This is a genomic window from Sediminibacillus sp. JSM 1682029, assembly GCF_041366435.1.
In the GTDB taxonomy this organism is placed as follows: domain Bacteria; phylum Bacillota; class Bacilli; order Bacillales; family Amphibacillaceae; genus Sediminibacillus; species Sediminibacillus terrae.
This window is the reverse complement of the sequence record NZ_JBEWYY010000008.1, coordinates 131,236-155,168: the sequence shown is the minus strand read 5'-3', so window position 1 is coordinate 155,168 and position 23,933 is coordinate 131,236. Positions and strand designations below refer to the sequence as shown.

At 44.3% G+C, this 23,933-nt stretch carries 21 protein-coding genes and 1 riboswitch; of the genes, 15 read left to right on the top strand and 6 right to left on the bottom strand.

Annotation, left to right across the window (positions count from 1 at the left end):
• Positions 1-54: 54 nt before the first annotated feature.
• Both ABVF09_RS14495 and ABVF09_RS14490 read right to left on the bottom strand, forming a co-directional pair.
• Positions 55-789: an ABC transporter permease gene (locus ABVF09_RS14495; RefSeq protein WP_371069497.1), complete on the bottom strand. Its 735-nt coding sequence runs from the start codon at positions 787-789 to the stop codon at positions 55-57.
• A gap of 1 nt (position 790) precedes the next feature.
• Positions 791-1,693 (bottom strand): ABC transporter ATP-binding protein, encoded by a 903-nt coding sequence (locus ABVF09_RS14490; protein ID WP_371069496.1) that lies wholly within the window; start codon positions 1,691-1,693, stop codon positions 791-793.
• A gap of 434 nt (positions 1,694-2,127) precedes the next feature.
• Here ABVF09_RS14490 and ABVF09_RS14485 point away from each other — a divergent pair, with 434 nt between their 5' ends.
• Complete coding sequence (locus ABVF09_RS14485; RefSeq protein WP_371069495.1) at positions 2,128-2,478, top strand: PadR family transcriptional regulator; 351 nt, start codon at positions 2,128-2,130, stop codon at positions 2,476-2,478.
• Entirely contained in the window at positions 2,465-3,478 is a 1,014-nt protein-coding gene (locus ABVF09_RS14480; RefSeq protein ID WP_371069494.1) for an HAAS signaling domain-containing protein, read from the top strand. The genes ABVF09_RS14485 and ABVF09_RS14480 overlap by 14 nt, the downstream gene beginning before the upstream one ends.
• A 221-nt stretch (positions 3,479-3,699) precedes the next feature.
• Here ABVF09_RS14480 and ABVF09_RS14475 read toward each other — a convergent pair whose 3' ends face one another.
• Positions 3,700-4,329: a hypothetical protein gene (locus ABVF09_RS14475; RefSeq protein ID WP_371069493.1), complete on the bottom strand. Its 630-nt coding sequence runs from the start codon at positions 4,327-4,329 to the stop codon at positions 3,700-3,702.
• 386 nt (positions 4,330-4,715) lie between these two features.
• Here ABVF09_RS14475 and ppsA point away from each other — a divergent pair, with 386 nt between their 5' ends.
• From ppsA to ABVF09_RS14445, 6 genes are all read left to right on the top strand, one after another.
• Positions 4,716-7,070 (top strand): phosphoenolpyruvate synthase, encoded by a 2,355-nt coding sequence (gene ppsA / locus ABVF09_RS14470; protein ID WP_371069492.1) that lies wholly within the window; start codon positions 4,716-4,718, stop codon positions 7,068-7,070.
• A 340-nt stretch (positions 7,071-7,410) separates the two neighbouring features.
• Positions 7,411-7,513, top strand: a riboswitch (TPP riboswitch).
• A 141-nt stretch (positions 7,514-7,654) separates the two neighbouring features.
• Entirely contained in the window at positions 7,655-8,275 is a 621-nt protein-coding gene (gene tenI / locus ABVF09_RS14465) for a thiazole tautomerase TenI (protein ID WP_371069491.1), read from the top strand.
• A gap of 29 nt (positions 8,276-8,304) precedes the next feature.
• Positions 8,305-9,429: a glycine oxidase ThiO gene (gene thiO, locus ABVF09_RS14460; protein ID WP_371069490.1), complete on the top strand. Its 1,125-nt coding sequence runs from the start codon at positions 8,305-8,307 to the stop codon at positions 9,427-9,429.
• Between the two features lie 15 nt (positions 9,430-9,444).
• Positions 9,445-9,648 carry a sulfur carrier protein ThiS gene (thiS, locus tag ABVF09_RS14455; RefSeq protein WP_026569392.1) on the top strand — a complete coding sequence of 68 codons (204 nt, stop codon included), beginning with the start codon at positions 9,445-9,447 and terminating at the stop codon, positions 9,646-9,648.
• A 2-nt stretch (positions 9,649-9,650) separates the two neighbouring features.
• Complete coding sequence (locus ABVF09_RS14450) at positions 9,651-10,421, top strand: thiazole synthase (RefSeq protein WP_371069519.1); 771 nt, start codon at positions 9,651-9,653, stop codon at positions 10,419-10,421.
• Positions 10,414-11,433 carry a thiazole biosynthesis adenylyltransferase ThiF gene (locus ABVF09_RS14445; protein WP_371069489.1) on the top strand — a complete coding sequence of 340 codons (1,020 nt, stop codon included), beginning with the start codon at positions 10,414-10,416 and terminating at the stop codon, positions 11,431-11,433. Before ABVF09_RS14450 ends, ABVF09_RS14445 begins: the two co-directional genes overlap by 8 nt.
• 315 nt (positions 11,434-11,748) lie before the next feature.
• Here ABVF09_RS14445 and ABVF09_RS14440 read toward each other — a convergent pair whose 3' ends face one another.
• Both ABVF09_RS14440 and ABVF09_RS14435 read right to left on the bottom strand, forming a co-directional pair.
• On the bottom strand, positions 11,749-12,261 hold the full coding sequence (locus ABVF09_RS14440; RefSeq protein ID WP_371069488.1) for a PadR family transcriptional regulator: 513 nt from the start codon (positions 12,259-12,261) through the stop codon (positions 11,749-11,751).
• 42 nt (positions 12,262-12,303) lie between these two features.
• Positions 12,304-13,146 (bottom strand): sialate O-acetylesterase, encoded by an 843-nt coding sequence (locus ABVF09_RS14435; RefSeq protein WP_371069487.1) that lies wholly within the window; start codon positions 13,144-13,146, stop codon positions 12,304-12,306.
• Positions 13,147-13,407: 261 nt separating this feature from the next.
• Here ABVF09_RS14435 and ABVF09_RS14430 point away from each other — a divergent pair, with 261 nt between their 5' ends.
• The 7 genes from ABVF09_RS14430 to copZ all read left to right on the top strand — a co-directional run bounded on the left by ABVF09_RS14430 (position 13,408) and on the right by copZ (position 22,998).
• Positions 13,408-15,018, top strand: coding sequence for an FMN-binding glutamate synthase family protein (locus ABVF09_RS14430; protein WP_371069486.1), 1,611 nt, complete (start codon positions 13,408-13,410; stop codon positions 15,016-15,018).
• Between the two features lie 18 nt (positions 15,019-15,036).
• On the top strand, positions 15,037-16,668 hold the full coding sequence (locus tag ABVF09_RS14425; RefSeq protein ID WP_371069485.1) for an acetolactate synthase large subunit: 1,632 nt from the start codon (positions 15,037-15,039) through the stop codon (positions 16,666-16,668).
• Between the two features lie 18 nt (positions 16,669-16,686).
• Positions 16,687-18,129, top strand: coding sequence for an aldehyde dehydrogenase family protein (locus ABVF09_RS14420; RefSeq protein WP_371069484.1), 1,443 nt, complete (start codon positions 16,687-16,689; stop codon positions 18,127-18,129).
• A 142-nt stretch (positions 18,130-18,271) separates the two neighbouring features.
• On the top strand, positions 18,272-19,930 hold the full coding sequence (locus tag ABVF09_RS14415; protein WP_371069483.1) for a catalase: 1,659 nt from the start codon (positions 18,272-18,274) through the stop codon (positions 19,928-19,930).
• Between the two features lie 177 nt (positions 19,931-20,107).
• Positions 20,108-20,359: a metal-sensing transcriptional repressor gene (locus ABVF09_RS14410; RefSeq protein ID WP_051382257.1), complete on the top strand. Its 252-nt coding sequence runs from the start codon at positions 20,108-20,110 to the stop codon at positions 20,357-20,359.
• 13 nt (positions 20,360-20,372) lie between these two features.
• Complete coding sequence (locus ABVF09_RS14405) at positions 20,373-22,757, top strand: heavy metal translocating P-type ATPase (RefSeq protein ID WP_371069482.1); 2,385 nt, start codon at positions 20,373-20,375, stop codon at positions 22,755-22,757.
• 34 nt (positions 22,758-22,791) lie between these two features.
• Complete coding sequence (copZ, locus tag ABVF09_RS14400; protein WP_026569405.1) at positions 22,792-22,998, top strand: copper chaperone CopZ; 207 nt, start codon at positions 22,792-22,794, stop codon at positions 22,996-22,998.
• A gap of 69 nt (positions 22,999-23,067) precedes the next feature.
• Here the strand turns inward: copZ and ABVF09_RS14395 are convergent, their stop codons facing one another.
• Complete coding sequence (locus ABVF09_RS14395) at positions 23,068-23,829, bottom strand: MBL fold metallo-hydrolase (RefSeq protein ID WP_153465403.1); 762 nt, start codon at positions 23,827-23,829, stop codon at positions 23,068-23,070.
• Positions 23,830-23,933: the final 104 nt, after the last annotated feature.

Genomic DNA, 23,933 nt, shown 5'->3' with positions numbered 1-23,933 from the left:
TTCCTATTTCGATAATTTGTTGAGCGACACCCGAGACGTAGTGTGTAATCCTTATTATGAAATTTGTTGTTTTTTCCGAATAGTAATTGCGAGTAGCATAAACAGAATCAAGTATGCAATTAGGCTCATTATATTCTGCCAGTCTGGAGAGTTACCGCGGATAATTTCCCATGCGCCATTTCCATAGTGATAAGAAGGTAGCCATTTTCCAATTGATTGTAACAAATCCGGGAATAAATAAAGTGGCATCCACATCCCGCCTAATATGGCTAAGACTAAATAAAAAAAGTTACTTATACCACTAGCTGTTTCCACTTTTCTTATCGTACCAACTATCGAGCCAATTGCTAAAAATGGAATGGATCCTAATATAATCCATAAAGCAGAAAAAATCCATTGGGATAAAGTTAAGGTTACACTGTTAATGATATATCCTGCTAAAAAGATTATGATAATAGAGCAGACATGAACAACGGTTTGAGCAAACATTTTGGAAAAGAAATAAGCCCATGTAGGATAAGGAGTCAATTTTATAAAAGTAGACCAACCTTCTGAATTTTCTTGCACTAAGCGAATTCCGAAAATCATAATACAAGAACCCATTACGCTAAAAGTTGTCATAGACATTAAGTAGTGTGCGGCCCAAACATCTTGATCGGTGGTTTCCGCAGTTACTATGTTTGTAAAGACAAAGTAAAATAGAATGGGCATAAATAGTGTCCAAAATATAAAATATGGGTTTCGAAATACCCGAAAAACCTCCAATTTAAGTTGTGTAAATAACTTCAAATTAAACTACCTCCCTATTGGTATTAGTAAGTAGTTCAAACACATCCTCTAATCGACCTTGTTCCATTTGGATATCTTCAATATCAAAATTTTGCTTATATAACATAGCCATGACAACATCCGTATTCTTGGTTCTTATAAATACACGGTTATCTTCCAAATAGCAATCGATTACATCAGTAATATTTTTGACTTTTTCTATAATATTCGTTTCCTTCGTTTTAAAGGATATTTTTTGTTCTGTTAATCGTGCCTTGATTTCATTTGGCTTACCATCTGCTATGATTTCGCCTTCATTGAAAAGAAGGATCCGTTCGGAAAAATCATCCGCTTCCTGTAAATAGTGGGTCGTGAAAATAATCGTCTTTCCTTTGCTTTTGAGTTTATCTATTCTTTCCCAAAATGATTTTCTTGCAGAGATGTCGAGTCCAACTGTAGGTTCATCGAGGAATATGAGGTCGGGGTTTCCAGCGAGGGCAAGAGCATATCCGATTCTTCTTTTTTGTCCACCTGATAATTTATTTGCCCATTTGTTTAATTCTTTCTTTTCTAAGCCAGTTATTTCAATCAATTCTTTCATAGGTAGGGGAAATCGATAGTAGGTTCTATATAGTTCTAATATTTCCCGAACCTTTAGTTTATCAACTAAGCTAACTTCCTGTAACATGGCTCCAATTTTTTCTCTGACTTCTCGGGACTTAGGATTGCTATCAAAGATTTCTATAGAACCCTTTGATGGTTCTAATAATCCAAGCATCATGAATATGGTTGTTGTTTTCCCAGCACCATTTGGTCCTAAAATAGCTACTGTCGAACTTTTCTCAATGGACAGGGAAACGTTATTTACAGCAGTGGTTTCTCCAAATTTTTTCGTTACATTATTGATACTTACCACATTGGTCATATAATCCCTCCGTTATGTAATTTTAACTTCTCATGCTTAATAATTAAATCGATGATGACCCTCCTTTTTGCATTTTTTGTAATAAATATATAATTTTGATAATTTAAAATTATATATTTATCATGATATTATATTTTTTGTCCATCTAAAATAGTAGATTAGTTGCATTTTTTTAGTTTGAAAGGGGTGTATTCAAATATTCGGAAAAAGTACGATTGAAATGGACTGGGTCACAATACCTATTTATGTGGATTAGAAGAGATGTGAAATTTTTTGTGTGGTTTATAAAATAGATTATATTGTTGGGTGTCTGCTCGGGTCATATAAAAAATTCCCATCCAATGAAAGGTATATGGTTTAATCACGCAGAATAGTGTATAGTATATTATATAAACATAATGTATGACGTACAGTATTAGAAAAGAGGACAAAAAATGGAGTTATCAATTCACTCATTCCTGACAGAGTTAAAAAGAGGGAACTTAACGCTGGCGGTTTTAAGTCAGTTAAGAACACCGCAGTACGGGTACTCACTTGTTCAGCTGCTTGAGAACCTGGGGATAGGCATTGAACAAAGCACGCTATACCCCTTGCTAAGGAGGCTGGAAAAACAAGAGCTTCTTAACAGCTTTTGGGATACTTCTGAAAAAAGGCCTCGAAAATATTATGAATTGAGTGAGTATGGGGAAAAGGTTTTTCAGCAATTGAGGGAGGAATGGATGAAAAATACCAGAAGGCTGTTTGATGTCCTTAACGAGGAGGATAAGGAAAATGAATCTAATTGAGGTGTACGTTCAAGAAGTGACCCGATGGTTGCCAAAGAAGAAAAAGGAGGATATTGCTTTAGAGTTAGAATCGACCATCCATGATATGTTGCCCGATGATTATGATGAAAAGGATGTGTACCTGGCTCTTGAGGAGTTGGGAGATCCTAAAGTTTTGGCGAATAAGTACAGTGAAAAACAAACCCATTTAATCGGCCCCAAATATTACGATTTGCACCTTTCCATTCTAAAATGGATCATTCCTTTTGCAGTTATTTATTCACTTTTCACCCTACTGGGGGTAAAGCTTTTAAATCTGATCAATCTAGGAGAGAGATTCGACGTATCAATCTCCAATATGGAAGAGGTGTTGATAAATGCAATCACCTGGTCGATTACAGCATATGTTTTTGTGACAGTGATTTTTGCCATTATGGAACAAGTGGATGGTAAAAATGAAGATTTGCCTAAATGGATGGGGTTTACTTCGTGGGATCCTAAAAAATTATGGAAAGAATATAGTGTTCCAAAGAAAAAATCGATTCCACTTTCTGAGATTAACGCAGGCTTAATATGGACAGTGGTTTGGGGAGTAGGTTATTTTTATGCCGACCGTTTCCTTGGAATATATGAAAGTGGGCAGGATGGGCTTAGAATGGTAACTCCGGCGTTTAATCAGGAAGTACTATTATCATTCTGGCCGATAGTCCTTTTGCTACTTGGAGCAGAAATTGCCTTAGCTATCTATAAATTAATCAAAAGGAAATGGTCAAGAAACATGGCTGCGTTTTTTATGATTTATAAAATAGTCTCGGTTGCTGCATTTGTGGTTATTTTAACGCAACCGAAGCTTTTCGCCGCAGATTTCCTCACGATGTTAAGTACCTGGTTTGGCGCTGCTCCTGCTATTATGAAGGATTACATGGTGTGGGGAACGTTAACGTTAATGGTGGTTTTTGGAGCTATCGCGATTTACGAGGCTTTTAAGAAAGCTAATATGAATAACAGATCCGTGCTGTGAGAGAGCAGTTATAAATGGCTGCGGATTTTTCGGCTCATGCAGTAACAGATAAAGTAGAATCCCCAGATGTGCATGAGTCTTCCTCTTGTTTTTTTCCGTGTTACACCCCATAAGTCGGTTTTTCTCGTATCTTAAAGAAATATCAGCTACTGTCCCAATAATTCCTCGAGGAGTAGCGGATTTAGCAATCCGCCACCTTTTGCCAACGAAAGAGGCCGGGTTCAGTCCATCAATTCATTCAAGAAATCGGGGTTGGCAGTGATATCGACGACTTCCTCGCTAGAAAGATCTACTGCATATCGTCCGTTGGTAGAAGAATGCCCCGACACTAAGGTGGAATATCTTACGATGATGTATCCCTTTATCTCCCCATCATATAGAAGAAAGTCGTTTTCACTTTCTGTCCATTCATTTCTGTCCTGCAAAAAGTCGGTGACGATAGAAATCGCCTTTTCTTGATCCTTTTCATCGGTGTCTGTTTGAATTTGGTTGTTCTCGTTGTCGTTTTGAGTGTCAGTGTCTTCTACTTCCATTTGTGCGTCTCTTTCATCCAACTCGGTTTCTTTCCCGGAATTTTCTTTTTCCCCCTCCTGTTGCGCACCACTTTGCTCGGAACTATCACTATCGGTAGACATATTGCTATCGTTTTGAGTGTTTTCTGAAGAAGTGTCTTCTGCCTCTTCCTGAGTGGATGGCTTTTCATCTCCGTTAGAGTCTGTACCAGAAACGGATTGATCCTCTGATGTGTTTGTATCTACTTCTTTACTTTTATCCTCTGCACAGCCAACCAGCAAAAGAACGAGCGAAAGCAAGGCGACAGTGCAGTAAAGCAGCTTGATTGGTTTCTTCATTCTATCTTCCCCTCCCCTTTCCACTCCACCAAGTACGTGTTATGAAAAAAACACAATAAATTCATTATAAGCCATGTTATTCCTATATAAAAGGTGGAAATCGAAAAGCCCAAAGGTTTTCATTTTATGGAGAAGAAAAAAGTCGGACACCGGATTACAGCGCGTCTTTAAATAATGAATCCAGGTCGCCTCTCTCTCGTTTTTGTAAACCCTAGCTCAGCTGCATCTCTACAAAAATCCTCTGACTTTTGAAATAACAAATGCAACACCAGCAATATCCTATTGATTAATTGTGAAACATAATCACCAAAAAAACTTAAATTAGTATAACATAATTTAAATATTATGATATACTAATTTTAAAAACGAAGCTGGAGGAGATGTAGATGGCAGAGAAGCGGTACATTCGCTGGTTCAACGAGATCCGTAAAGGAGATATTCCCCTGGTGGGCGGGAAAGGGGCTAACTTAGGTGAACTCACCAATGGAGGAATCAGGGTGCCTCCTGGTTTTTGTGTAACCGCGGAAGCATATAGCGATTTTGTTAAGGAACGTAACCTGGATAAACAAATACTCGAAGAGATAAAACAGCTGGATATGGAGAATAACGCCCAGCTTCAGAGCGCAAGTGCTCTGATCCGGGAATTGATTCTTCAAACCGATATCTTGAAAGCGATTGAAGAAGAAATTCGTGAAGCGTACGCAACATTTCAGTCAAGCCTTCAAGTGGATGACTTGTTTGTAGCGGTTAGAAGTTCCGCAACAGCGGAGGACTTGCCTGAAGCATCCTTTGCAGGACAACAGGATACGTACTTAGAAATTAAAGGGATTTCGGAAGTGATCCGGCACGTTAAAAAGTGTTGGGCATCCCTTTGGACGGCACGTGCCATTTATTATCGCGAGAAACAGCATTTCGACCACTTCGATGTGTCTCTTTGCGCTGTGGTCCAGAAAATGGTGAACAGTAAAAAAGCCGGTGTGCTCTTTACCTCCAATCCTGTGACAGAAAACCATAACCAGATGATGATCAATGCCAGCTGGGGGCTGGGTGAATCCGTCGTTTCCGGGATGGTCTCTCCTGACGAATATATCGTTGATAAAAAGAATAATAGGGTTGTGGAAAAGCATATTGCCACGAAAAACTTCCTTGTTGTCAAAAACGAGAAAGCAGTCGGAACGTCAAAAGTCGCCGTCAAAGAATTCCTGGGGGAAGACCTGGTAACGCAACAATGCCTGACAGCAACAGAAATCAGTCGACTCTCTGCTGATGCACTGCGAATCGAAAAAATGTATCACTCTCCACAGGATATCGAGTGGGCGATCGATGGTGACACCAATGAATTATATATTTTACAGGCTCGACCGATTACCACGTTAAAAAAGGAGGAAACGGGTGTGAAGGAACAAGTGGAAATAAAACGAGTGGCGCTTTTGCGGGGGCTTGCTGCATCTCCGGGCAGGGGAAGTGGGAAGGTAAGGAAAATCAAAGATATCACCGAAATTTCGAAGGTGGAAGAAGGGGATATCCTGGTAACCATCATGACCAATCCGGACATGATGCCGGCCATGAAAAAAGCTGCAGCCGTTGTGACCAACGAAGGCGGCCGGACTTGTCACGCTGCCATTGTTTCCAGAGAGTTCGGCATTCCCTGTATTGTCGGGTCCAACAATGCAACCGAAGTATTGAAAGAAGGAATGGAAGTCACTGTGGATGCCACACGAGGTGTCGTTTATCAAGGCATATTAGAGGAAAAGGAGGAAAAAGATAAAGAAAGAAACCAGACACCATCCGTTATCGACCAAATGAATCTTCATCAGCTGGCTCCGATTACCGGGACGAAGGTTTACATGAATCTTGGTGAGCCGGATTTGATCGGAAAATACAAAGACCTGCCGTTCGATGGAATAGGACTGATGCGTACAGAATTCATTTTCACCCACCTTGTCGGCGCCCATCCTATGTATCTATTGCGAAATGGCGAAGAAAAGCAATTTATCGATAAAATGGCCGAGGGCATCACCAAGGTAGCGCAAGACGTTTACCCTAAGCCTGTTGTAGTAAGGTTGAGCGACTTCCGTTCCAACGAATTCAGAGGATTAAAAGGCGGGGAAGAAGTAGAACCGATTGAAGCCAATCCGATGATCGGGTGGAGAGGGGTTTCCCGTTATATATCTCCGGAATACGAGGAAGGTTTCAGGCTGGAATGCCGCGCCATAAAAAAAGTAAGGGAAGACTATGGACTGATAAATGTGTGGACCATGCTTCCTTTCGTCAGGACTACTTGGGAAGTAAAGAGAGTCAAAGAAATCATGGCAGAGGAAGGTCTCATACAAGATCAACAATTCAAAATTTGGATTATGGCCGAAGTGCCATCCGTCATATTCGAAGCGGAAGAATTCGCGAAAATGGTTGACGGGTTTAGTATCGGGAGTAATGATCTGACCCAGTTGGTACTTGGCTCCGATCGGGATTCGGGAATTCTGAACACCATGGGTTACTTTGATGAACGCAATCCTGCTGTGAAGAAGGCAATCAAAATGTTGATACAAGGGGCACATAAACATCATAAGAGCGTTTCTATCTGTGGGCAGGGACCCTCCTTGTATCCCGAATTTACAGAATTCCTTATCCAGGAAGGAATCGACAGTGTGAGCGTGAACCCGGATACGGTAGCCGACACAAGGAGATTGGTTGCATCCGTCGAGCAGCGGATGATTATGAACAAAATTAGAGAATTATAAATCTCTTTAGCATAGTAACCAATGAGGTGCTTCATCCGAGCTTCATTGGTTTTTTATGGATTTCATTTAATGGTGATGTGTTACCTAGTATGGCATCTCGCGGCACTTCACGCATTTACAAAGAGAGACTCAACTAAATAGACGTGATAAAATCAATCAGTCCCTTTTGTGACGCGGGAAATGGGAAACATATTCTATGTTACTGTCGTTTCTTGAATGAATAGAGGGTTATGCGACCAGTGGTGAGTGGTTTGTTGAATCCGAAAGAGCTTTTCCTGTATTTACACTTATATCCTAGTCTTGAAAAAAGAGCTATGTTATACTTAATGAAAATCACATATGTTTACACTAGGGGTGCCGTATAAGGCTGAGACAGATAGTATTCTGGACCCTTTGAACCTGATCTGGGAAATACCAGCGTAGGGAAGTGGGATTGAAACTTTTATATTATGACTGTTTATAATATATTGACTAAAAGGCCACCCCTATATCCGGGTGGCCTTTTTGCGTCCCGCGAATCGATGGAAAATATGACGAAGGAGCTGCAGTTCATTAAAGACAGCGCTAGCCAAGGGGGGAGGGTTATGGGGAATGGAGAGCTGCATATCGTTTCTACCGGAAATCAACGACCAGAAAAATTAGCCAAAATCGCAGGGGACATACATCCATACATAACCGCTATTCATATCCGTGAGAAGCATAAAACGGCTATGGAAATCTATCAACTGATTAAATTGTTACTAGACAATCAAGTTCCCATTTCTAAAATCATCGTAAATGACCGGTTAGACGTTGCCCATGTGATGAAGGTCTACGGTGTTCATTTAGCGTATCATTCTTTACCGATCGGCCCAGTGAAGGGAAATTTCCCTGAATTCCGCGTTGGTTGTTCGGTTCACTCCCTTGAAGAAGCAACGTTGGCTCAAAAGCAAGGTGCTGATTATGCATTCTTTGGCCATGTTTTTTCCACCCAGTCCAAACCAGAATCAGCACCACGAGGAGTGGAACAATTACGGTCAGTTTCATCGTCTGTCTCTATGCCGGTGATAGCGATAGGAGGAATCAAACCTGGCAATGTAAACGAGGTGATGGAAGCTGGTGCGAAAGGGGTAGCTGTGATGTCGGGTGTTTTGGAGGCGAACCAGCCTCTGGGGAAAGTGAAAGAATATGTTTCCCGACTTTCTATCTCAAACAAGTTTAGATAGGAAGTGCTAAGCGGAAAGGAGGACTTTTAATGCCTGATAAGTACGATTGTATTGTGATTGGCGGAGGGGTCAATGGGGGGTCTGTCGCGTATAACCTGGCCAAAAGAGGGAAAAAAGTTCTTTTGCTGGAAAAGGACCGCCTGGCAAGCAAAGCTTCTGGAGCGGCTGCGGGGATGCTGGCGGCACAGGCTGAACTGGAGGAAGATGGTCCCTTGTTCCACTTGGCAAAGAAAAGCAGGTCGATGTTTCCTGCTCTTGCAAAGGAAATAAAAAAATTAACCGGAATGGATATCGAATTAGTAAACAAAGGAATGTACAAAGTGGCTTTGACAGATGAGGAAGAAAACCGTTTTAAGCATGTTATTGAACTCCAAAACCGGACAGGTGAACAAGCAAAATGGATAAGTCGGGAAGAAGTACGAAGGAGAGAGCCTGCCCTATCCTCAGCAATCCGGGGCGCGATGTATATTGAAAAAGATGGGCAGGTAGCAGCGCCGCAAATAACGCTTGGTTTTTTGAAAGCAGCTGCAGTGCTGGGGGTGGAAATAAGGGAGTTTACGGAAGTTTTCGCTTTTCTTTTTGACAACGGAAAAATAGCAGGAGTAAGGACAAGTGGAGGGAGCTTCGAGAGTGACAAGGTGATTTTGACGGGAGGGGCATGGAGTGAATCCCTGTTGCCTGATTCGGAAATTCCCTTCAACACTTATCCCGTAAAAGGAGAGTGCTTTTCCGTGGTCGCCCATCGACCATTACTGACTGGAACGATTTTTTCTCATAGCTGTTATCTGGTACCCAAAAAAGGCGGTCGCCTTCTGGTAGGGGCCACGGTCCGACCAAATACCTTTGATCAAACCGTGACAGTGGGTGGGATTTCTTATCTGATGGAGCAGGCGAAAAAACTAGTTCCTGAAATCATACATGCAGAATGGGAAAAAGCCTGGGCTGGTATTCGGCCGCAAACTTCAGATGGTCTTCCTTATTTAGGGGAGCATCCAGCGTACGAAGGGTTGTATGTGGCAACAGGGCATTTCCGGAACGGCATTTTGCTTTCTCCTATTACTGGCGAACTGATCGCTGGATTAGTAGATCGAGAACCGCTGTCAGCGGACTTACGTGCCTTCCGGATAGATCGCCACCTTGAGAAAACGCTTTAACGAGGAGGAATAGGGATGGAGTTAGTTATCAACGGCGATATGGTAGAAGTTCCGGATACCATTGCCACTGTTTCATCATTATTAGAGTACTTCGGAATTGGGGATAAGGTTGTGATTGTGGAACTGAATCAGAACATATTAGAAAAGCATGCACATGCAGATACGAGGCTCTCAGACCGGGACAAAATCGAAATTGTAAACTTTGTAGGAGGCGGATGATGATGCTCAAAATAGGTGATTACGAATTTTCTTCAAGACTTTTGCTAGGGACAGGTAAATACCCGGACTTTGATGTGCAAAAGAAAGCAATAGAAGTTTCAGACACAGATATCCTGACTTTTTCCGTCCGCAGAATGAATATTTTTGATGCTGGTCAGCCCGATTTTCTTGAAAAAATCGATGTGGAAAATTATACGCTGCTCCCGAATACCGCAGGGGCCAAGACAGCGGAGGAGGCCGTCCGTACGGCGAAACTGGCAAAGGCTTCTGGATTATGTGACATGATTAAAGTAGAAGTGATAGGGGATCAAAAAACACTCCTGCCGGATCCGATAGAGACGCTAAAAGCAGCGGAAATGTTGTTGGAAGAAGGCTTTATTGTACTTCCGTATACGTCGGATGATGTTCTGTTAGCGAAACGGTTAGAGGAATTAGGCTGTCATGCGATTATGCCTGGGGCATCTCCGATCGGGTCCGGGCAAGGTATTGTCAATCCATTGAATCTCCGGTTTATCATCGAACAATCGAATGTACCTGTCATCGTGGATGCTGGCATTGGGACACCTTCAGATGCTGCGATTGCAATGGAGATGGGAGCGGATGGAGTACTGTTGAATACTGCTGTTTCTGGTGCCGGCGATCCTGTGAAAATGGCAGAGGCAATGAAAATGGCGATTGAAGCTGGAAGATTGGGGTATGAAGCGGGACGCATTCCGAAAAAACGCTACGCAACAGCAAGCAGTCCAATGGAAGGATTGAGTGTACTTGAGTGAGCGTTATTCTCGCCAGGAATTGTTCGCACCCATCGGGAAAGAAGGACAGGATAAAATTAGCAGCAAGCATGTGTTGATAATCGGTGCAGGAGCCCTGGGTACTGGAGTCGCCGAAGCCCTTGTCCGAGCAGGAGTGGGAAAGCTGACGATTGCTGACCGGGATTACGTGGAATGGAGCAATCTCCAGAGACAGCAGTTGTATGCAGAAGAAGATGCTCAAAAACGCTTGCCAAAAGCCGTGGCAGCAGAAAAACGTCTTCAATCGATTAATTCCGAGGTCATCATTGAAGCCATAGTAATGGATGTGTCAGTAGAGGAAATAGAGCAATTGATGGATAAGGTGGATTTAATCATCGATGCCACCGATAATTTTGACATTCGCCTGATTATAAACGACATAGCTCAAAAATATCGTATTCCGTGGATATATGGAGCATGTGTAGGAAGCTATGGAATTAGCTATACGATTTTGCCGGGAGAGACTCCTTGTTTGCATTGTCTGCTTGAAACTGTGCCGATGGGAGGGATAACCTGCGATACGGCAGGAATCATCAGTCCGGCTGTCCAAATGGTGGTCGCGTATCAAACGGCAGAAGCGTTAAAGATATTAGTTGAAGACAAGAAATCGTTGCGGAAAAAACTTGTCTCCTTTGATTTATGGAAAAATCAGCATACGGCCATTCAAGTCGATAAGCTGAGGAAGGAAGATTGTCCATCTTGCGGTCAAGCCCCTTCCTATCCTTTTCTGTCGTATTACAACCAGGCAAAAACAGCAGTTTTGTGCGGGCGGGATACAGTGCAAATTCGTCCCGCAAAGCAGAGGAGCAGAAACTTGCAAGAGCTGGCGGAGCGATTATCAAAACAAGGCGGCAAGGTTTCGCAAAATCCTTATTTGCTTTCTTTTTCAATTGGAGATTTCCGCCTTGTCATCTTTCAGGATGGACGGGTGCTGGTCCATGGTACACAGGATATATCAGAAGCAAAGACGTTGTATCACCGATACGTGGGATAGGATCATTTAGGAGCTCTATTTCTATAAAAATTTGTAATCGAAACAATAATCTCGCTATTTCCATTATAATAAAGGAAAAATAATATAGGATGGTGATACCTGATGAAGTTTATATTAATTTTGTTTATGGTGTTACCTTTCATGATGATAGTAGGATGCCAAGAGGGGAAGAATGATGCTAACATGAATCTAAGAGAGCATGTTGATAAGGAAGGAAAAATGATTTACAAAGCTGACTGATGGAAAGTGCCTGGCACTCTTGTATGTCGAATGTGACATATGCAAGGAGTGGCAGGCGCTTTTTTAATGGTTGCCTTATTTTTTTATATCCATTAATAGTTCTTCAAACCATTTAACATTCACGATATGATGGGAACGTGAATTCTCCAGTAACTTCTTGAAATGGTTCTTTTCATCAAAAGTGGTTAGCGATTGCTCTATCAAGGAGATTTTCTTTTTCGTTTGCTCGATTTGTATTTTAATAAGTTTTGCCAGTTCGTTGCTATCATACTCATCTGCAAACAACATGGCGGCATAAAATGATAAATTTATATAATCTGTCTTTGATCCATACTTGACCATCAATCTATCAAATTCTTTATCCCCTAGTTCCGTGATGATGTAATTGCGTTTCTCTCGCGTGTTGTCTAATTGATCGACTTTTTCAATATAATGTTTTTCTTCCAGCTGTTGAAGATTATAGTAGAAGGAACCCTTCGTGAAATTCACAACATATTGATAGTGTCTCTCTTTCATCAAGGCAAGCAATTCGTATCCGTATGAACCGGGATTTTGTTTCAATAAACCTAAAATCAGTAACGGTATCAAAAAAATACCTCCTTTAAATTCCTCAAGACAATCACCATGGAATCAACGATTGTTGATTTGCGCTAAGGAGGACTCGAATTCCTCATAGGATATTTTTCCTTGTGCCAAATCCATACTTTTTATATAGATCTTTTCCGTTTTTGTGTAGGCTCCAGGCATACGATTGATTAATCCGTTCTCATTATTTAATGGCTTTAAGACATGTTGTTTATTGCTAAAGGCTTCAAAATAACGCAGACCAAATTTTCTTTGTGAAACTGCATCAAGATGAATACCATCGGGATTGGAAGTTAAACCGGAAGCTGTGACAAAGTAACAATTAGCTTGTTCAAAAGCAAATCGTTGCAGCTCTTCGTTGACGAGGTGATACTCCGTACAGTGCTTTCCGAATCCTTTTTTGCCTAAGAAATCTCCTAAGCCACCAATGATAAAGGGAATTTCCGGAGCATCCAGCTCTTTTCTAAGCGTCTCGACAATCAAAAGCAAATTATCGTAGTAGACCTTATAGTTGCCGTTTATACTATCACTTTCTCCTTGATGCCACAGAATGCCGGTTAATTCACTAGTCTCCATGGCAAATTTAGCTTCGCTTAGTGCGTGTCTGAATAGAGTTTTATCCACAGCCCATTCATCCAGTGAGCTTCCTCCCTCGGCACAAGGTATTAAGCCAATGGTGTCCTCTTGATTATGCTGGCACCAGGCTTCTGCAAATGAACCCGCCAGACTTATGCCGGATACAGGCCGGTCATAATTGATTGGTTCGGTCATCATCTGCCACCTTCCATTACGCAGCATACTTATTCTTTCATTATAAATGGGAGTTGTATCATGAATGAATCCCCGACCAGCCATATTGGACTGGCCTAGCATTAAAAATGATTTCATTGTTTTCAACCTTTCTTACGGTAATTAAGATGAAATGGTTCCGCTTTTCGCTAACTGTCTACTTTTTAGCCCTTACATGTATGGATGTGGCAAAGAAATATTCGGGCGATGGAAAGAGTCTAATTAGACTATGGGTGCTTCTTCATTATAGTCTAATTAGACTCTTTGTCAAATAGATTCGTTAGTTCCTCAACACATCCAAACATAATATACGACCAAACGTTCATACTACCAATAGTGACTTTGCAGGAGGAATGGCATGTGAACATTGCAAACATTTTTACGGTCATCGGATTTATCGCCTGTACGTTGTTTATTATTGTGCTCCTGGTTCTTGGAATCTTTTTATACAGAGTGGATAAGAGGCAAAAACAACATCCTATTCTTCGTAACTATCCATTAATCGGGAGAGTCCGATATTTTTTGGAAAGCATTGGCCCCGAGCTGCGGCAATATTTATTCAACAATAACCGGGAGGGGAAGCCATTTTCGCGCAACGATTATCAGAATATCGTGAAAAAGGCGAAGTACAAGCGGGATGTCATTGGATTTGGCTCGCAGCGCGATTTTGATGAGCCTGGATATTATATCAGGAATTCGATGTTCCCTCACTTAACGGAAGAATTAAAGATGGATAGGGAGACGAAAGTCACGACCGATCGCTATCTATTGATTAATGAACCTTTGTTTGCTCAGAGGGAAGAACGGTTGGAAAAGGACGAATCACCTGTTTATTTGCTGGAAGATGAAGATGCAATCGTGATCGGGGAAAACACGAGGCATCCATTCAAGGTGAAAGGCCAGATTGGTATGTCGGCGATGAGTTATGGTTCTTTAGGCGAGCGGGCCATTACCGCCCTGTCGGAAGGATTGGGAATCGCGAAAGGAACCTGGATGAACACAGGTGAAGGCGGAATCTCCGATTACCATCTGAAAGGCGGCGTGGATATCATCATGCAAATCGGTCCCGGACTATTCGGAGTCAGGGATAAGGAAGGGAACTTCAGCTGGGATGCATTGCTGGAAAAAAGCGAAATTCCGGAAGTGAAGGCGTTTGAGATGAAACTGGCTCAAGGCGCAAAAACAAGAGGCGGACACATTGACGGGGAGAAAGTGACAGAAGAAATTGCCAGGATAAGAATGGTAGAACCCTTCAAGTCGATCGACAGTCCGAATCGATTTCGGGAATTCAGTGATTTTCCTTCCTTATTTGCATTTATGGAAAAGGTTCGCGAACATACCGGAAAGCCTATCGGCATGAAAGTCGTAATCGGGAGCCGGGAGGAGGCTGATGACCTTGCCAAAGCAATCAAGGAAACTGGTATGGGGCCGGACTTCATCACAGTGGATGGCGGGGAAGGCGGTACAGGAGCATCGTACCAGGAATTAGCGGACAGTGTGGGGTTGCCGATCCGATCGGCGCTGCCGTTGGTCGATCATGCGCTTCGAAAATACGGGGTCCGGGGCAAGGTGAAAATCATTGCCTCGGGAAAAATGTTTTCGCCTGACAGAGTGGCCATCGCACTTGCAATGGGGGCGGATCTTGTCAATATTGCCAGAGCTTTCATGATCACTGTGGGATGTATTCAGGCGCTGCAATGTCAATCCAATTCCTGTCCGGTCGGGGTGGCGACGACGGATCCGGATTTGCAGCAAGGGCTCGTAATCGAAGAGAAAAAGTGGCGGACGGCAAACTATGTCATCACCATGCGCAAAGGTCTTTTCCGGGTGGCAGCGGCAGCTGGCTTGGATTCACCGACAAAGTTCACGAGAGAGCACATTGTATATCGGGATGAACAAGGCAGCACATGGTCGTTGGAGGACATTTATCAATCGGCGGTGCAACTGAAAAAGACGAATGATATTTCTTAGCGGAAGAAGGGGCGGTAAATGAAAGCTGCGGAACTTTTGATAAGGTGTTTGGAAAATGAAGGTGTCGAATATATTTTCGGTGTACCTGGAGAAGAAAACATCGATGTTATGGATGCACTCCATGATTCAACGATTCAATTTATCCTGACAAGGCATGAAACGAGTGCGGCTTTTATGGCAGGGGCCTACGGACGGCTTACAGGGAAACCGGGCGTATGTTTGGCAACACTTGGACCAGGGGCAACCAATTTGTTGACGGGTGTCGCCAATGCCAACATGGATTTATGCCCAATCGTGGCCATCACCGGGCAGGCAGGGCTTAGCCGCCAGCACAAGGTTTCCCACCAATACTACGACATGGTTTCGGTATATGAGAAAGTAACGAAATGGAATGCACAGATAAAAACGCCCGAGATTGTTCCGGAGGTTGTGCGGAAGGCCTTTCACGTTGCTACAAAGGAAAAGACGGGTGCGACGCATATCGAACTTCCGGAGGATATTGCGGGAATGGAAGTGGACAGTTCCCCGCTGCATGTGGTTCCGCATCACCTAGCAGAAGCGGATGGCCCGGTGATCAACCAGGCGGCCGAAATGTTGGAAAAAGCGAAGCATCCACTGATTTTAGCCGGAAACGGGGTGACACGGGGAAATGCAGCTGAAGCGTTGAGAGATCTTGTAACAATCGCAAATCTGCCGGTCGTACATACATTCATGGGGAAGGGTGCAGTGCCATGGACCGATGAGCACAGCTTGCTGACCGCTGGAATCGGCGGGGATGACTATATCACCTGTGGATTGGATGAAGCAGATTTGATTATAGCTGTCGGCTTTGACATGGCGGAGTATTCGCCAAAAAGCTGGAATCCCGAGGGACAGACCCCTGTCCTGCACATTGACACCCGGGAAGCAGAAATCGATGCCTGCTATCCCGTTCGATTACAGGTAGTCGGCAATTTGCAAGAAAACATCACCAATATTAAGGAAGCACTTTCGGAAAAAGCAGGAGATCGAACGTGGATCTCCCATGTTCGAAGCAAAGCATTCAGCGAACTGGAATCATACCAAAACGACGAAGCGTATCCCGTCAAACCCCAAAAAATAATTGCTGATTTACGCTCGGTTTTAGCTGAAGACAGTATTGTCATCTCGGATGTAGGTGCGCACAAAATGTGGATGGCCAGGATGTATCATAGCTATCAACCGAATACGTGTTTGATTTCGAATGGCCTGGCATCGATGGGGGTAGCGGTTCCTAGTGCCATTGCTGCGAAGCTTGTTCACCCGGAACGTCAGGTGGTGGCTGTCTGCGGCGATGGTTCGTTTCAAATGACCAGTGTAGAGTTGGAGACTGCCAAACGCTTGAACGTCCCGATTGTGATCCTTTTATGGCGGGATGAAGGATACGGTTTGATTGAATGGCACCAAATGAAAGCTTTTAACCGTTCTTCACATATTAAATTCGGCAATCCGGATTTCGAGCAGCTTGCCAAGTCATATGGCTTCGAGGCTTTGAAGATAGAAAAGACAAAAGAACTGAAGCCAATCATAGAAAAAGCGCTAGCGATGAATAAGCCCGTACTGATTGATTGCCCGGTTGATTATCGGGAAAATATGAAGCTTACAGAAAAACTGGGAAATATCATTTGCTGAACGGAGGACTCCTTTAAGATGAAAATTGGATCGATTATCAATGGGCGAGAAAGAATAGAAGATAACCGGCAGACAATGACGGTGTACAATCCTTTTGACAATGAAAAAGTTGCGGAGTTAAAGCTTGCCGCGAATAAAGACCTTGATGACGCGGTAACCAGCAGCTTCGAAACGTTTCATTCTATGATGAAGGCTATGCCGGCGCATGAACGTGCGGATATCTTACGGAAAACGGCCGATTTGTTAGAGGGAAAAACGGAGGAATTTGCAACCACGATCAGCAAGGAAGCAGGTAAGCCGATTAAGTATAGCCGCGGGGAAGTTGCGCGTTCTATCCAGGTTCTCCGTTTTGCTTCTGAATTGGCCAAAAATATTACGGGAGAAGTGTTGCCGATGGACGCCGCAATCGGCGGCCGGCATCGAATCGGGCTGGTAAAGCGAGAGCCGTTGGGAGTGGTGGGTGCTATCACACCGTTTAACTTTCCCTTGAATCTTTCGCTTCATAAACTGGCTCCGGCTCTGGCTGCAGGCAACACCGTTGTTTTCAAACCGGCGGAAAAAACGCCGGTTTCAGCCTACAAGCTTGTAAAGCTGTTTCAAGAAGCGGGACTGCCTGATGGAGTAATCAACTTGGTCATCGGCACTGGTGAGGAAGTCGGTGCGCCACTGGTAACACATGACCATGTCCATAAAATCAGCTTTACAGGCAGTCTGGCAGTAGGCAAGAACATCAGGGAAACAGCCGGGTTCAAAAAGGTCACGTTAGAGCTGGGTTCCAATTCCCCGAACATCCTGTTTGAGGACGCCGACATCGAAGACGCTGCCACAGAGCTGGTAAAAGGAGCTTTCGCCTTTTCCGGCCAGGTGTGCATTTCCGCCCAGCGTATTTACGTGCATCAAGACATTTATGATGCTTTCCTTGGATCGTACATCCAAAAAATTAATGCATTGCGCATTGGCGATCCGCTCGAGGAACATACGGACATCGGTCCGATGATCAATGAAGAAGAGGCGAAACGGGCAAAGCAGTGGATTGACGACGCGGTAGAAAAAGGAGCGAAAATCGAGGTCGGAGGTGAACGAAACGGTGCTGTTTTGACCCCTACACTCATGACCAACGTGGATGAAAACATGAAAATCATCGCCCAGGAAGTATTTGCTCCGATAGTTTCAGTCATCCCGTTCAAAACGGAAGAGGAAGTAATCCGCTATTCCAATGATTCCATTTATGGACTGCAAGCCGGCGTTTTTACAAACGATATCAACCGGGCGATGCGGGTTGCCGACCGTTTGGAAATGGGCGGTGTCTGGATTAATGAAATTTCCACCTACAGGCAGGATAATCATCCGTATGGCGGAGTGAAGCAAAGCGGTGTGGGAAGAGAAGGTGTGAAATATGCCATCGAAGACATGACCGAAATGAAATTCATCGGGATGAAGATCAGGCAAAACGATCAATAGGGAAGATTGCTGAGCTTTACTTGAAATGTAATGGATGGGCTCTCAAATGCGCATATCAAAGGACAAAGACAATATTTCATAAGGAATAAACTCCCCTGTTAAGAGGCAAAGTAAGCGTGACTATACCTGAGGAGGTCTCATTATGGAAGAAAATAAAGATAAGAAAACGTCGCAGGGGAAAGACGTGGAACGCGATACGCTAACGACACGGCAGGGCCGTCCTGTGGTTGATAATCAAAATATCCGTACAATCGGCAACCGCGGTCCCGCCACGCTTGAAAATTACCATTTCATCGAGAAGATTTCCCACTTTGACAGGGAAGAAGTACCAGAGCGGATTGTCCACGCAAGAGGATCAGGTGCATTCGGTTATTTCGAAACCTATGGAAAAGTAGGGGATGAGCCGGTGGAGAAGTATACACGGGCGAAAGTGTTCTCGGGAGCGGGCAAGAAAACCCCGTTGATGGTCCGTTTCTCCACGGTGGCTGGGGCGAAAGATGCTCCGGAAACCGATCGCGACCCCCGTGGTTTTGCGGTGAAGATGTACACGGAAGATGGCAACTGGGATTTGGTAGGAAACAATTTAAAAATCTTTTTCATCCGCGACGCCATGAAATTTCCGGATATGATTCACGCGTTTAAAGCAGACCCGGCATCCAATATAAAAAGTCCTGAACGGATGTTTGACTTCGTTTCCCGTACTCCGGAAGCAACCCATATGATTACTTTCCTTTTCTCTCCTTGGGGTATTCCTGCTACATACCGCCATATGCAGGGATCCGGGGTCAACACGTATAAATGGGTGAACGATAAAGGAGAAGCGGTGCTGGTAAAGTACCACTGGGAACCAAAACAAGGGATAAGAAATTTGACACAAGAAGAAGCGAATGAGATTCAGTCGAGAAACGTCGGGCATGCGACCCAGGATTTATATGAAGCGATTGAGCGTGGAGAATATCCGGAATGGGAACTGTTTGTCCAAATCATGGAAGATGGGTACCACCCTGAGCTCGACTTCGATCCGCTTGACGATACGAAGCTTTGGCCGGAGGATAAATTTCCGTGGCTGCCGGTGGGGCGGATGGTGCTTGACCGCAATCCAGAGGATTTCCACGCGGAGATTGAACAAGCAGCCTTCGGTACAGGTGTACTAGTCGATGGGATGGATTTTTCCGATGATAAAATGCTTCAGGGACGCACTTTCTCCTACTCTGATACCCAGCGCTATCGCGTAGGGGCAAACTATTTGAAGCTGCCTGTCAATGCTCCTAAGACTGGGATCCGGACGAACCAGCAGCGCGGCCAAATGGATACCCGTGATCCGCGAGAGTCGGGGGACAACCCGCATATTAACTATGAGCCTTCCATGGTAGGTGGCTTCCAGGAAGCGGACGGGTCAAAAACCCCGCCACATGAACCCGAGTATCATGATGCGGCAATGAGCGCACCGATCGACCGCACCAATAACTACGGCCAGGCCGGCCATACCTATCGCAGCTTTGAGGATTGGGAGCGCGATGAGTTGATAAAAAATCTCTCAGACGCCCTCGCGATATGCGACAAACGAATTCAGGATGCCATGATCGAACACTTTACGCAAGCCGATGAAGACTATGGACGCCGGGTAAAAGAAGGCATTGAAGCAAAAATGACAGAGATGAAGAAAATGGAGAACATGCAGGGAGAAAGCATGGTTCCAGGCCGTGAATCAGGAGAATCCAAGTATGGCCGGGGGTCTATCGCCCAGCATGAAGCAACGGAAGATGCCGTGAAGAAAAGCCACGAAGCAGACCCTTACTAACTCCTTTAAAAGAACGCAAAAGGCTGTACAGAACAGGTGAAACGGTTCTGGCAGTCTTTTTATTTGACTAAATATACTATACGGGGGTATAGTATATATAACAAATAAAAGGAAGTGATTTTTGTGGAAGAGAAATTCTTGCATGATCACCCAAGTACTCCGAGAACGAAAGAGGAAATGGATAAAACGATCAATCGTTTAAAACGGATAGAAGGACAGGTACGTGGTGTCCAGAAAATGGTGGAAGAGGATCGCTATTGCATGGATATTCTTGTACAAATCAGTGCGATTCAGTCTGCATTGAAGAATGTCGGTTTTTCGGTGACAGAACGGCATATCAACCATTGTGTCAGCGATGCCATTAAGAAAGGGGAAGGACAGGAATCAATTGAAGAGCTGATGAGTGTCCTGAAGCAATTTTCCAAGTAGAGGAGGGTGGAAGATGAGTGAGGAAAAGCATGCCACAATTGGCGTCACAGGGATGACGTGTGCAGCCTGTTCGAATCGGATCGAGAAAGTGTTGAACAAAATGGACGGGGTAGAAGCAAAAGTCAATTTGACGACGGAAAAAGCGACGCTGGATTATGATCCCGAGAAAACGACAATGGAAGACATTATCGAAAAGATAGAAACGATCGGTTACGGGGTCCGGATGGAAAAAGCGGATTTGGATGTTTTCGGAATGACCTGTGCAGCGTGTTCCAACAGAATTGAAAAAGTACTGAATAAGCAGGATGGGGTTTCACAGGCCGCTGTCAATTTGACAACAGAAAGCGCAACGGTCGAATACAATCCTGTGTTGACAGATCCACAAGCCTTGATCGAAAAAATACGCAAAATCGGATACGACGCAAAACCGAAGGCAGAATCCGAGGAAAAACAAACATATAAAGAAAAGGAACTGCATCAGAAAAAGATTAAGTTGATCATTTCTGCAATCTTGGCGGCTCCGTTATTGGTGACGATGCTCGTTCATTTGTTGAACATGAACATCCCGGCTATCCTGATGAATCCATGGTTTCAATTCGCATTGGCGACGCCTGTACAGTTTGTCATTGGCTGGCAGTTTTATGTGGGTGCCTACAAAAACCTGAAAAACGGCGGGGCCAACATGGATGTGTTAGTCGCACTGGGAACGAGTGCCGCTTATTTTTACAGCTTGTTCGAAGCAGTCAGGACGATCGGCAATCCTGCGTATATGCCGCATCTATATTTTGAAACGAGCGCCATTTTAATCACCCTGATTTTGTTTGGGAAGTACTTGGAAACAAGAGCCAAGAGCCAGACAACGAATGCTATTTCCGAATTGCTCAACTTACAGGCAAAAGAAGCCCGCGTCATTCGCGATGGCAGCGAGACGATGATACCAGTGGAAGAAGTGGTCACGGGCGATCGTTTGGTTGTCAAACCGGGGGAAAAGATACCCGTAGACGGTATGGTTGTGAAAGGAAGGACTTCCGTCGATGAGTCGATGCTTACCGGTGAATCGATTCCGATTGAGAAGGGTTCAGGAGCAAAAGTGATTGGCTCGACCATCAATAAAAATGGCTCTATCGAGATGAAAGCAACGAAAGTCGGGAAGGACACGGCGCTTGCATCGATTATTAAAGTAGTGGAAGAAGCACAAGGTTCGAAAGCGCCGATACAACGGCTGGCCGATGTTATTTCCGGCTATTTTGTGCCGATTGTAGTCGGGATTGCACTGGTTACCTTTGTGATCTGGATTGCATTTGTAACACCCGGCCAATTGGAACCGGCCTTGGTGGCAGCAATTGCTGTCCTGGTCATCGCTTGCCCGTGTGCCCTCGGTTTGGCGACTCCGACTTCGATCATGGTCGGAACAGGAAAAGCGGCTGAAAGCGGAATATTGTTCAAGGGCGGGGAACATCTGGAAGGAACGCACCAGTTACAAGCAATCGTCCTGGACAAAACCGGAACCATCACCAAAGGAAAACCGGAGGTGACCGATTTTTCCGGCGACAGAGAAACATTGCAGCTGCTGGCAAGTACAGAGAAAGGATCAGAACATCCGCTGGCGGAAGCAATCGTGTCCTATGCAGCAGAAAGAGAAGTGGATGTTGTCGAGACGGAAGAATTCACGGCCATACCGGGCCATGGTATCGAGGCGACCATTTCCGGGAAAAGCGTCGTGGTGGGGAACCGCAAGCTGATGGAACAACACAGAATTGTCACAGAAGGTGCTGAAGACACCTTGGTTGAATACGAGAATAGCGGGAAAACAGCCATGCTAATCGCCATCGATGGCCAGTATCGAGGAACCGTCGCGGTAGCTGACACGATGAAAGAAACAGCTCCTGCAGCGATCGAGCAGTTAAAAGCGTTGGGAATTGACGTCATCATGTTGACAGGGGATAACGAAAGGACCGCCCAGGCGATTGCGAAACAGGCGGGAATCGAGCAGGTGATCGCCCAAGTATTGCCGGAAGAGAAAGCGGATAAAGTAAAAGAAATTCAACTGCAAGGCAAAAAGGTCGCGATGGTCGGTGATGGAGTCAATGACGCACCCGCACTCGTCACGGCCGACATCGGCATCGCGATTGGAACTGGTGCGGAAGTGGCGATTGAAGCCGCAGACGTGACCATTCTCGGCGGGGAGCTGCTGCTGCTGCCGAAAGCAATCAACATCAGCAATGCGACGATTCGCAATATCCGGCAAAACCTTTTCTGGGCGTTCGGTTACAATACAGCGGGAATTCCGATTGCAGCAATCGGACTGCTTGCCCCATGGGTTGCCGGCGCGGCAATGGCGTTGAGTTCGGTAAGTGTTGTTTCGAATTCCCTCCGTTTAAAACGGACGAAACTATAGAAAGTAAAGTTTTCCTTTAAAGGAGGTGAGAATCATGGAAAAAACATTGAACGTTCAAGGCATGTCTTGCGGCCATTGCAAAATGGCAGTAGAAGGTGCCCTGAAGAACCTGGATGGCGTTTCAGCAGCTGAAGTGGATTTAGAAGCAGGCAAAGTCGATGTAACCTATGATGATGCCAAAGTTTCTTATGAAGCGATGAAAGAAGCAGTTGAAGAACAAGGCTATGATGTCGAGGCTTAATGAGGCATATCCTACTATAATAGAAAAAGCAGGCAGAAATGTTATAGCATTTCTGCCTGCTTTTTTCTATTAAAAGGTGTATGATTCTCCGTCTTCTGGAATCAGAAGATGAGAGGAGAACCCCTTTTCTTTAGCAAAGCTTCTTAATTCTTTTCTTGACAATGTCCAATGATTGACTGCTTCCATATGGCTCGCGATAATGCTTGCGTGAGGAGCAGCCTTGTAGACTTCATAGACATCTTCTTTCCCCATTACCAAAGAACCGCCTTGATTGAATTGGTTGTCTCCGGCATTCACAACAATTACTTCGGGTTTATTTGTTTCGATTACTTCTTGAACCGCATCGTACCAAACCGTATCACCGGCAACATACAAAGTTTTTTCCGATGAGTGTTTGAAGACGATACCACATACCAGACCGGTAACTTTGAGGATTTCCCCTCTTCCATGCTCTCCTTTAGTTTTGACCAACTGAATTCCTTCGAATACCGTGTCTTCTTTTAAAACTTCTACATTTTGAAAGCCCACTTTTTGGATTTCCGCCACATCATCTTCATTTTGGGAAAAGAGACGGATTTCTTTTGGCAAGGCATTCTTGGCAGCGTCATCCCAATGGTCAAGATGCAGATGCGTGACGATCACCGCATCGATATCCTTTATAATCTCGTCGATGGATATCGGCAGGTTTCCCAAGGGGTTAAAATGGTCTTGTCTTGGCGCGTCAGGGAAAGGAGGATAAGAACCTTTCTCAGCTAAAAATGGATCTATTAAGAATTTCTTGCCCGCATATTCAACAACCAGCGTTGCGTTGCGAATTTGTTTTACATTCATGGGATAACTCCTTTGCTTTTTATTTATCTCCATTTTATATTATTATCTAATGAGAAATACATGGCTTAATTCAAGTCTTTTGGCTATTTGACTTAATTAATGAA

What these genes read in the sequence shown, in the direction of transcription:
- ABVF09_RS14490 (WP_371069496.1), bottom strand. Translation starts at nt 1,693, where the DNA reads ATGACCAATGTGGTAAGTATCAATAATGTAACGAAAAAATTTGGAGAA.
- ABVF09_RS14485 (WP_371069495.1), top strand. Translation starts at nt 2,128, where the DNA reads ATGGAGTTATCAATTCACTCATTCCTGACAGAGTTAAAAAGAGGGAAC.
- ABVF09_RS14480 (WP_371069494.1), top strand. Translation starts at nt 2,465, where the DNA reads ATGAATCTAATTGAGGTGTACGTTCAAGAAGTGACCCGATGGTTGCCA.
- ABVF09_RS14475 (WP_371069493.1), bottom strand. Translation starts at nt 4,329, where the DNA reads ATGAAGAAACCAATCAAGCTGCTTTACTGCACTGTCGCCTTGCTTTCG.
- ppsA (WP_371069492.1), top strand. Translation starts at nt 4,716, where the DNA reads ATGGCAGAGAAGCGGTACATTCGCTGGTTCAACGAGATCCGTAAAGGA.
- tenI (WP_371069491.1), top strand. Translation starts at nt 7,655, where the DNA reads ATGGGGAATGGAGAGCTGCATATCGTTTCTACCGGAAATCAACGACCA.
- thiO (WP_371069490.1), top strand. Translation starts at nt 8,305, where the DNA reads ATGCCTGATAAGTACGATTGTATTGTGATTGGCGGAGGGGTCAATGGG.
- thiS (WP_026569392.1), top strand. Translation starts at nt 9,445, where the DNA reads ATGGAGTTAGTTATCAACGGCGATATGGTAGAAGTTCCGGATACCATT.
- ABVF09_RS14450 (WP_371069519.1), top strand. Translation starts at nt 9,651, where the DNA reads ATGCTCAAAATAGGTGATTACGAATTTTCTTCAAGACTTTTGCTAGGG.
- ABVF09_RS14435 (WP_371069487.1), bottom strand. Translation starts at nt 13,146, where the DNA reads ATGAAATCATTTTTAATGCTAGGCCAGTCCAATATGGCTGGTCGGGGA.
- ABVF09_RS14425 (WP_371069485.1), top strand. Translation starts at nt 15,037, where the DNA reads ATGAAAGCTGCGGAACTTTTGATAAGGTGTTTGGAAAATGAAGGTGTC.
- ABVF09_RS14420 (WP_371069484.1), top strand. Translation starts at nt 16,687, where the DNA reads ATGAAAATTGGATCGATTATCAATGGGCGAGAAAGAATAGAAGATAAC.
- ABVF09_RS14415 (WP_371069483.1), top strand. Translation starts at nt 18,272, where the DNA reads ATGGAAGAAAATAAAGATAAGAAAACGTCGCAGGGGAAAGACGTGGAA.
- ABVF09_RS14410 (WP_051382257.1), top strand. Translation starts at nt 20,108, where the DNA reads ATGGATAAAACGATCAATCGTTTAAAACGGATAGAAGGACAGGTACGT.
- ABVF09_RS14405 (WP_371069482.1), top strand. Translation starts at nt 20,373, where the DNA reads ATGAGTGAGGAAAAGCATGCCACAATTGGCGTCACAGGGATGACGTGT.
- copZ (WP_026569405.1), top strand. Translation starts at nt 22,792, where the DNA reads ATGGAAAAAACATTGAACGTTCAAGGCATGTCTTGCGGCCATTGCAAA.
- ABVF09_RS14395 (WP_153465403.1), bottom strand. Translation starts at nt 23,829, where the DNA reads ATGAATGTAAAACAAATTCGCAACGCAACGCTGGTTGTTGAATATGCG.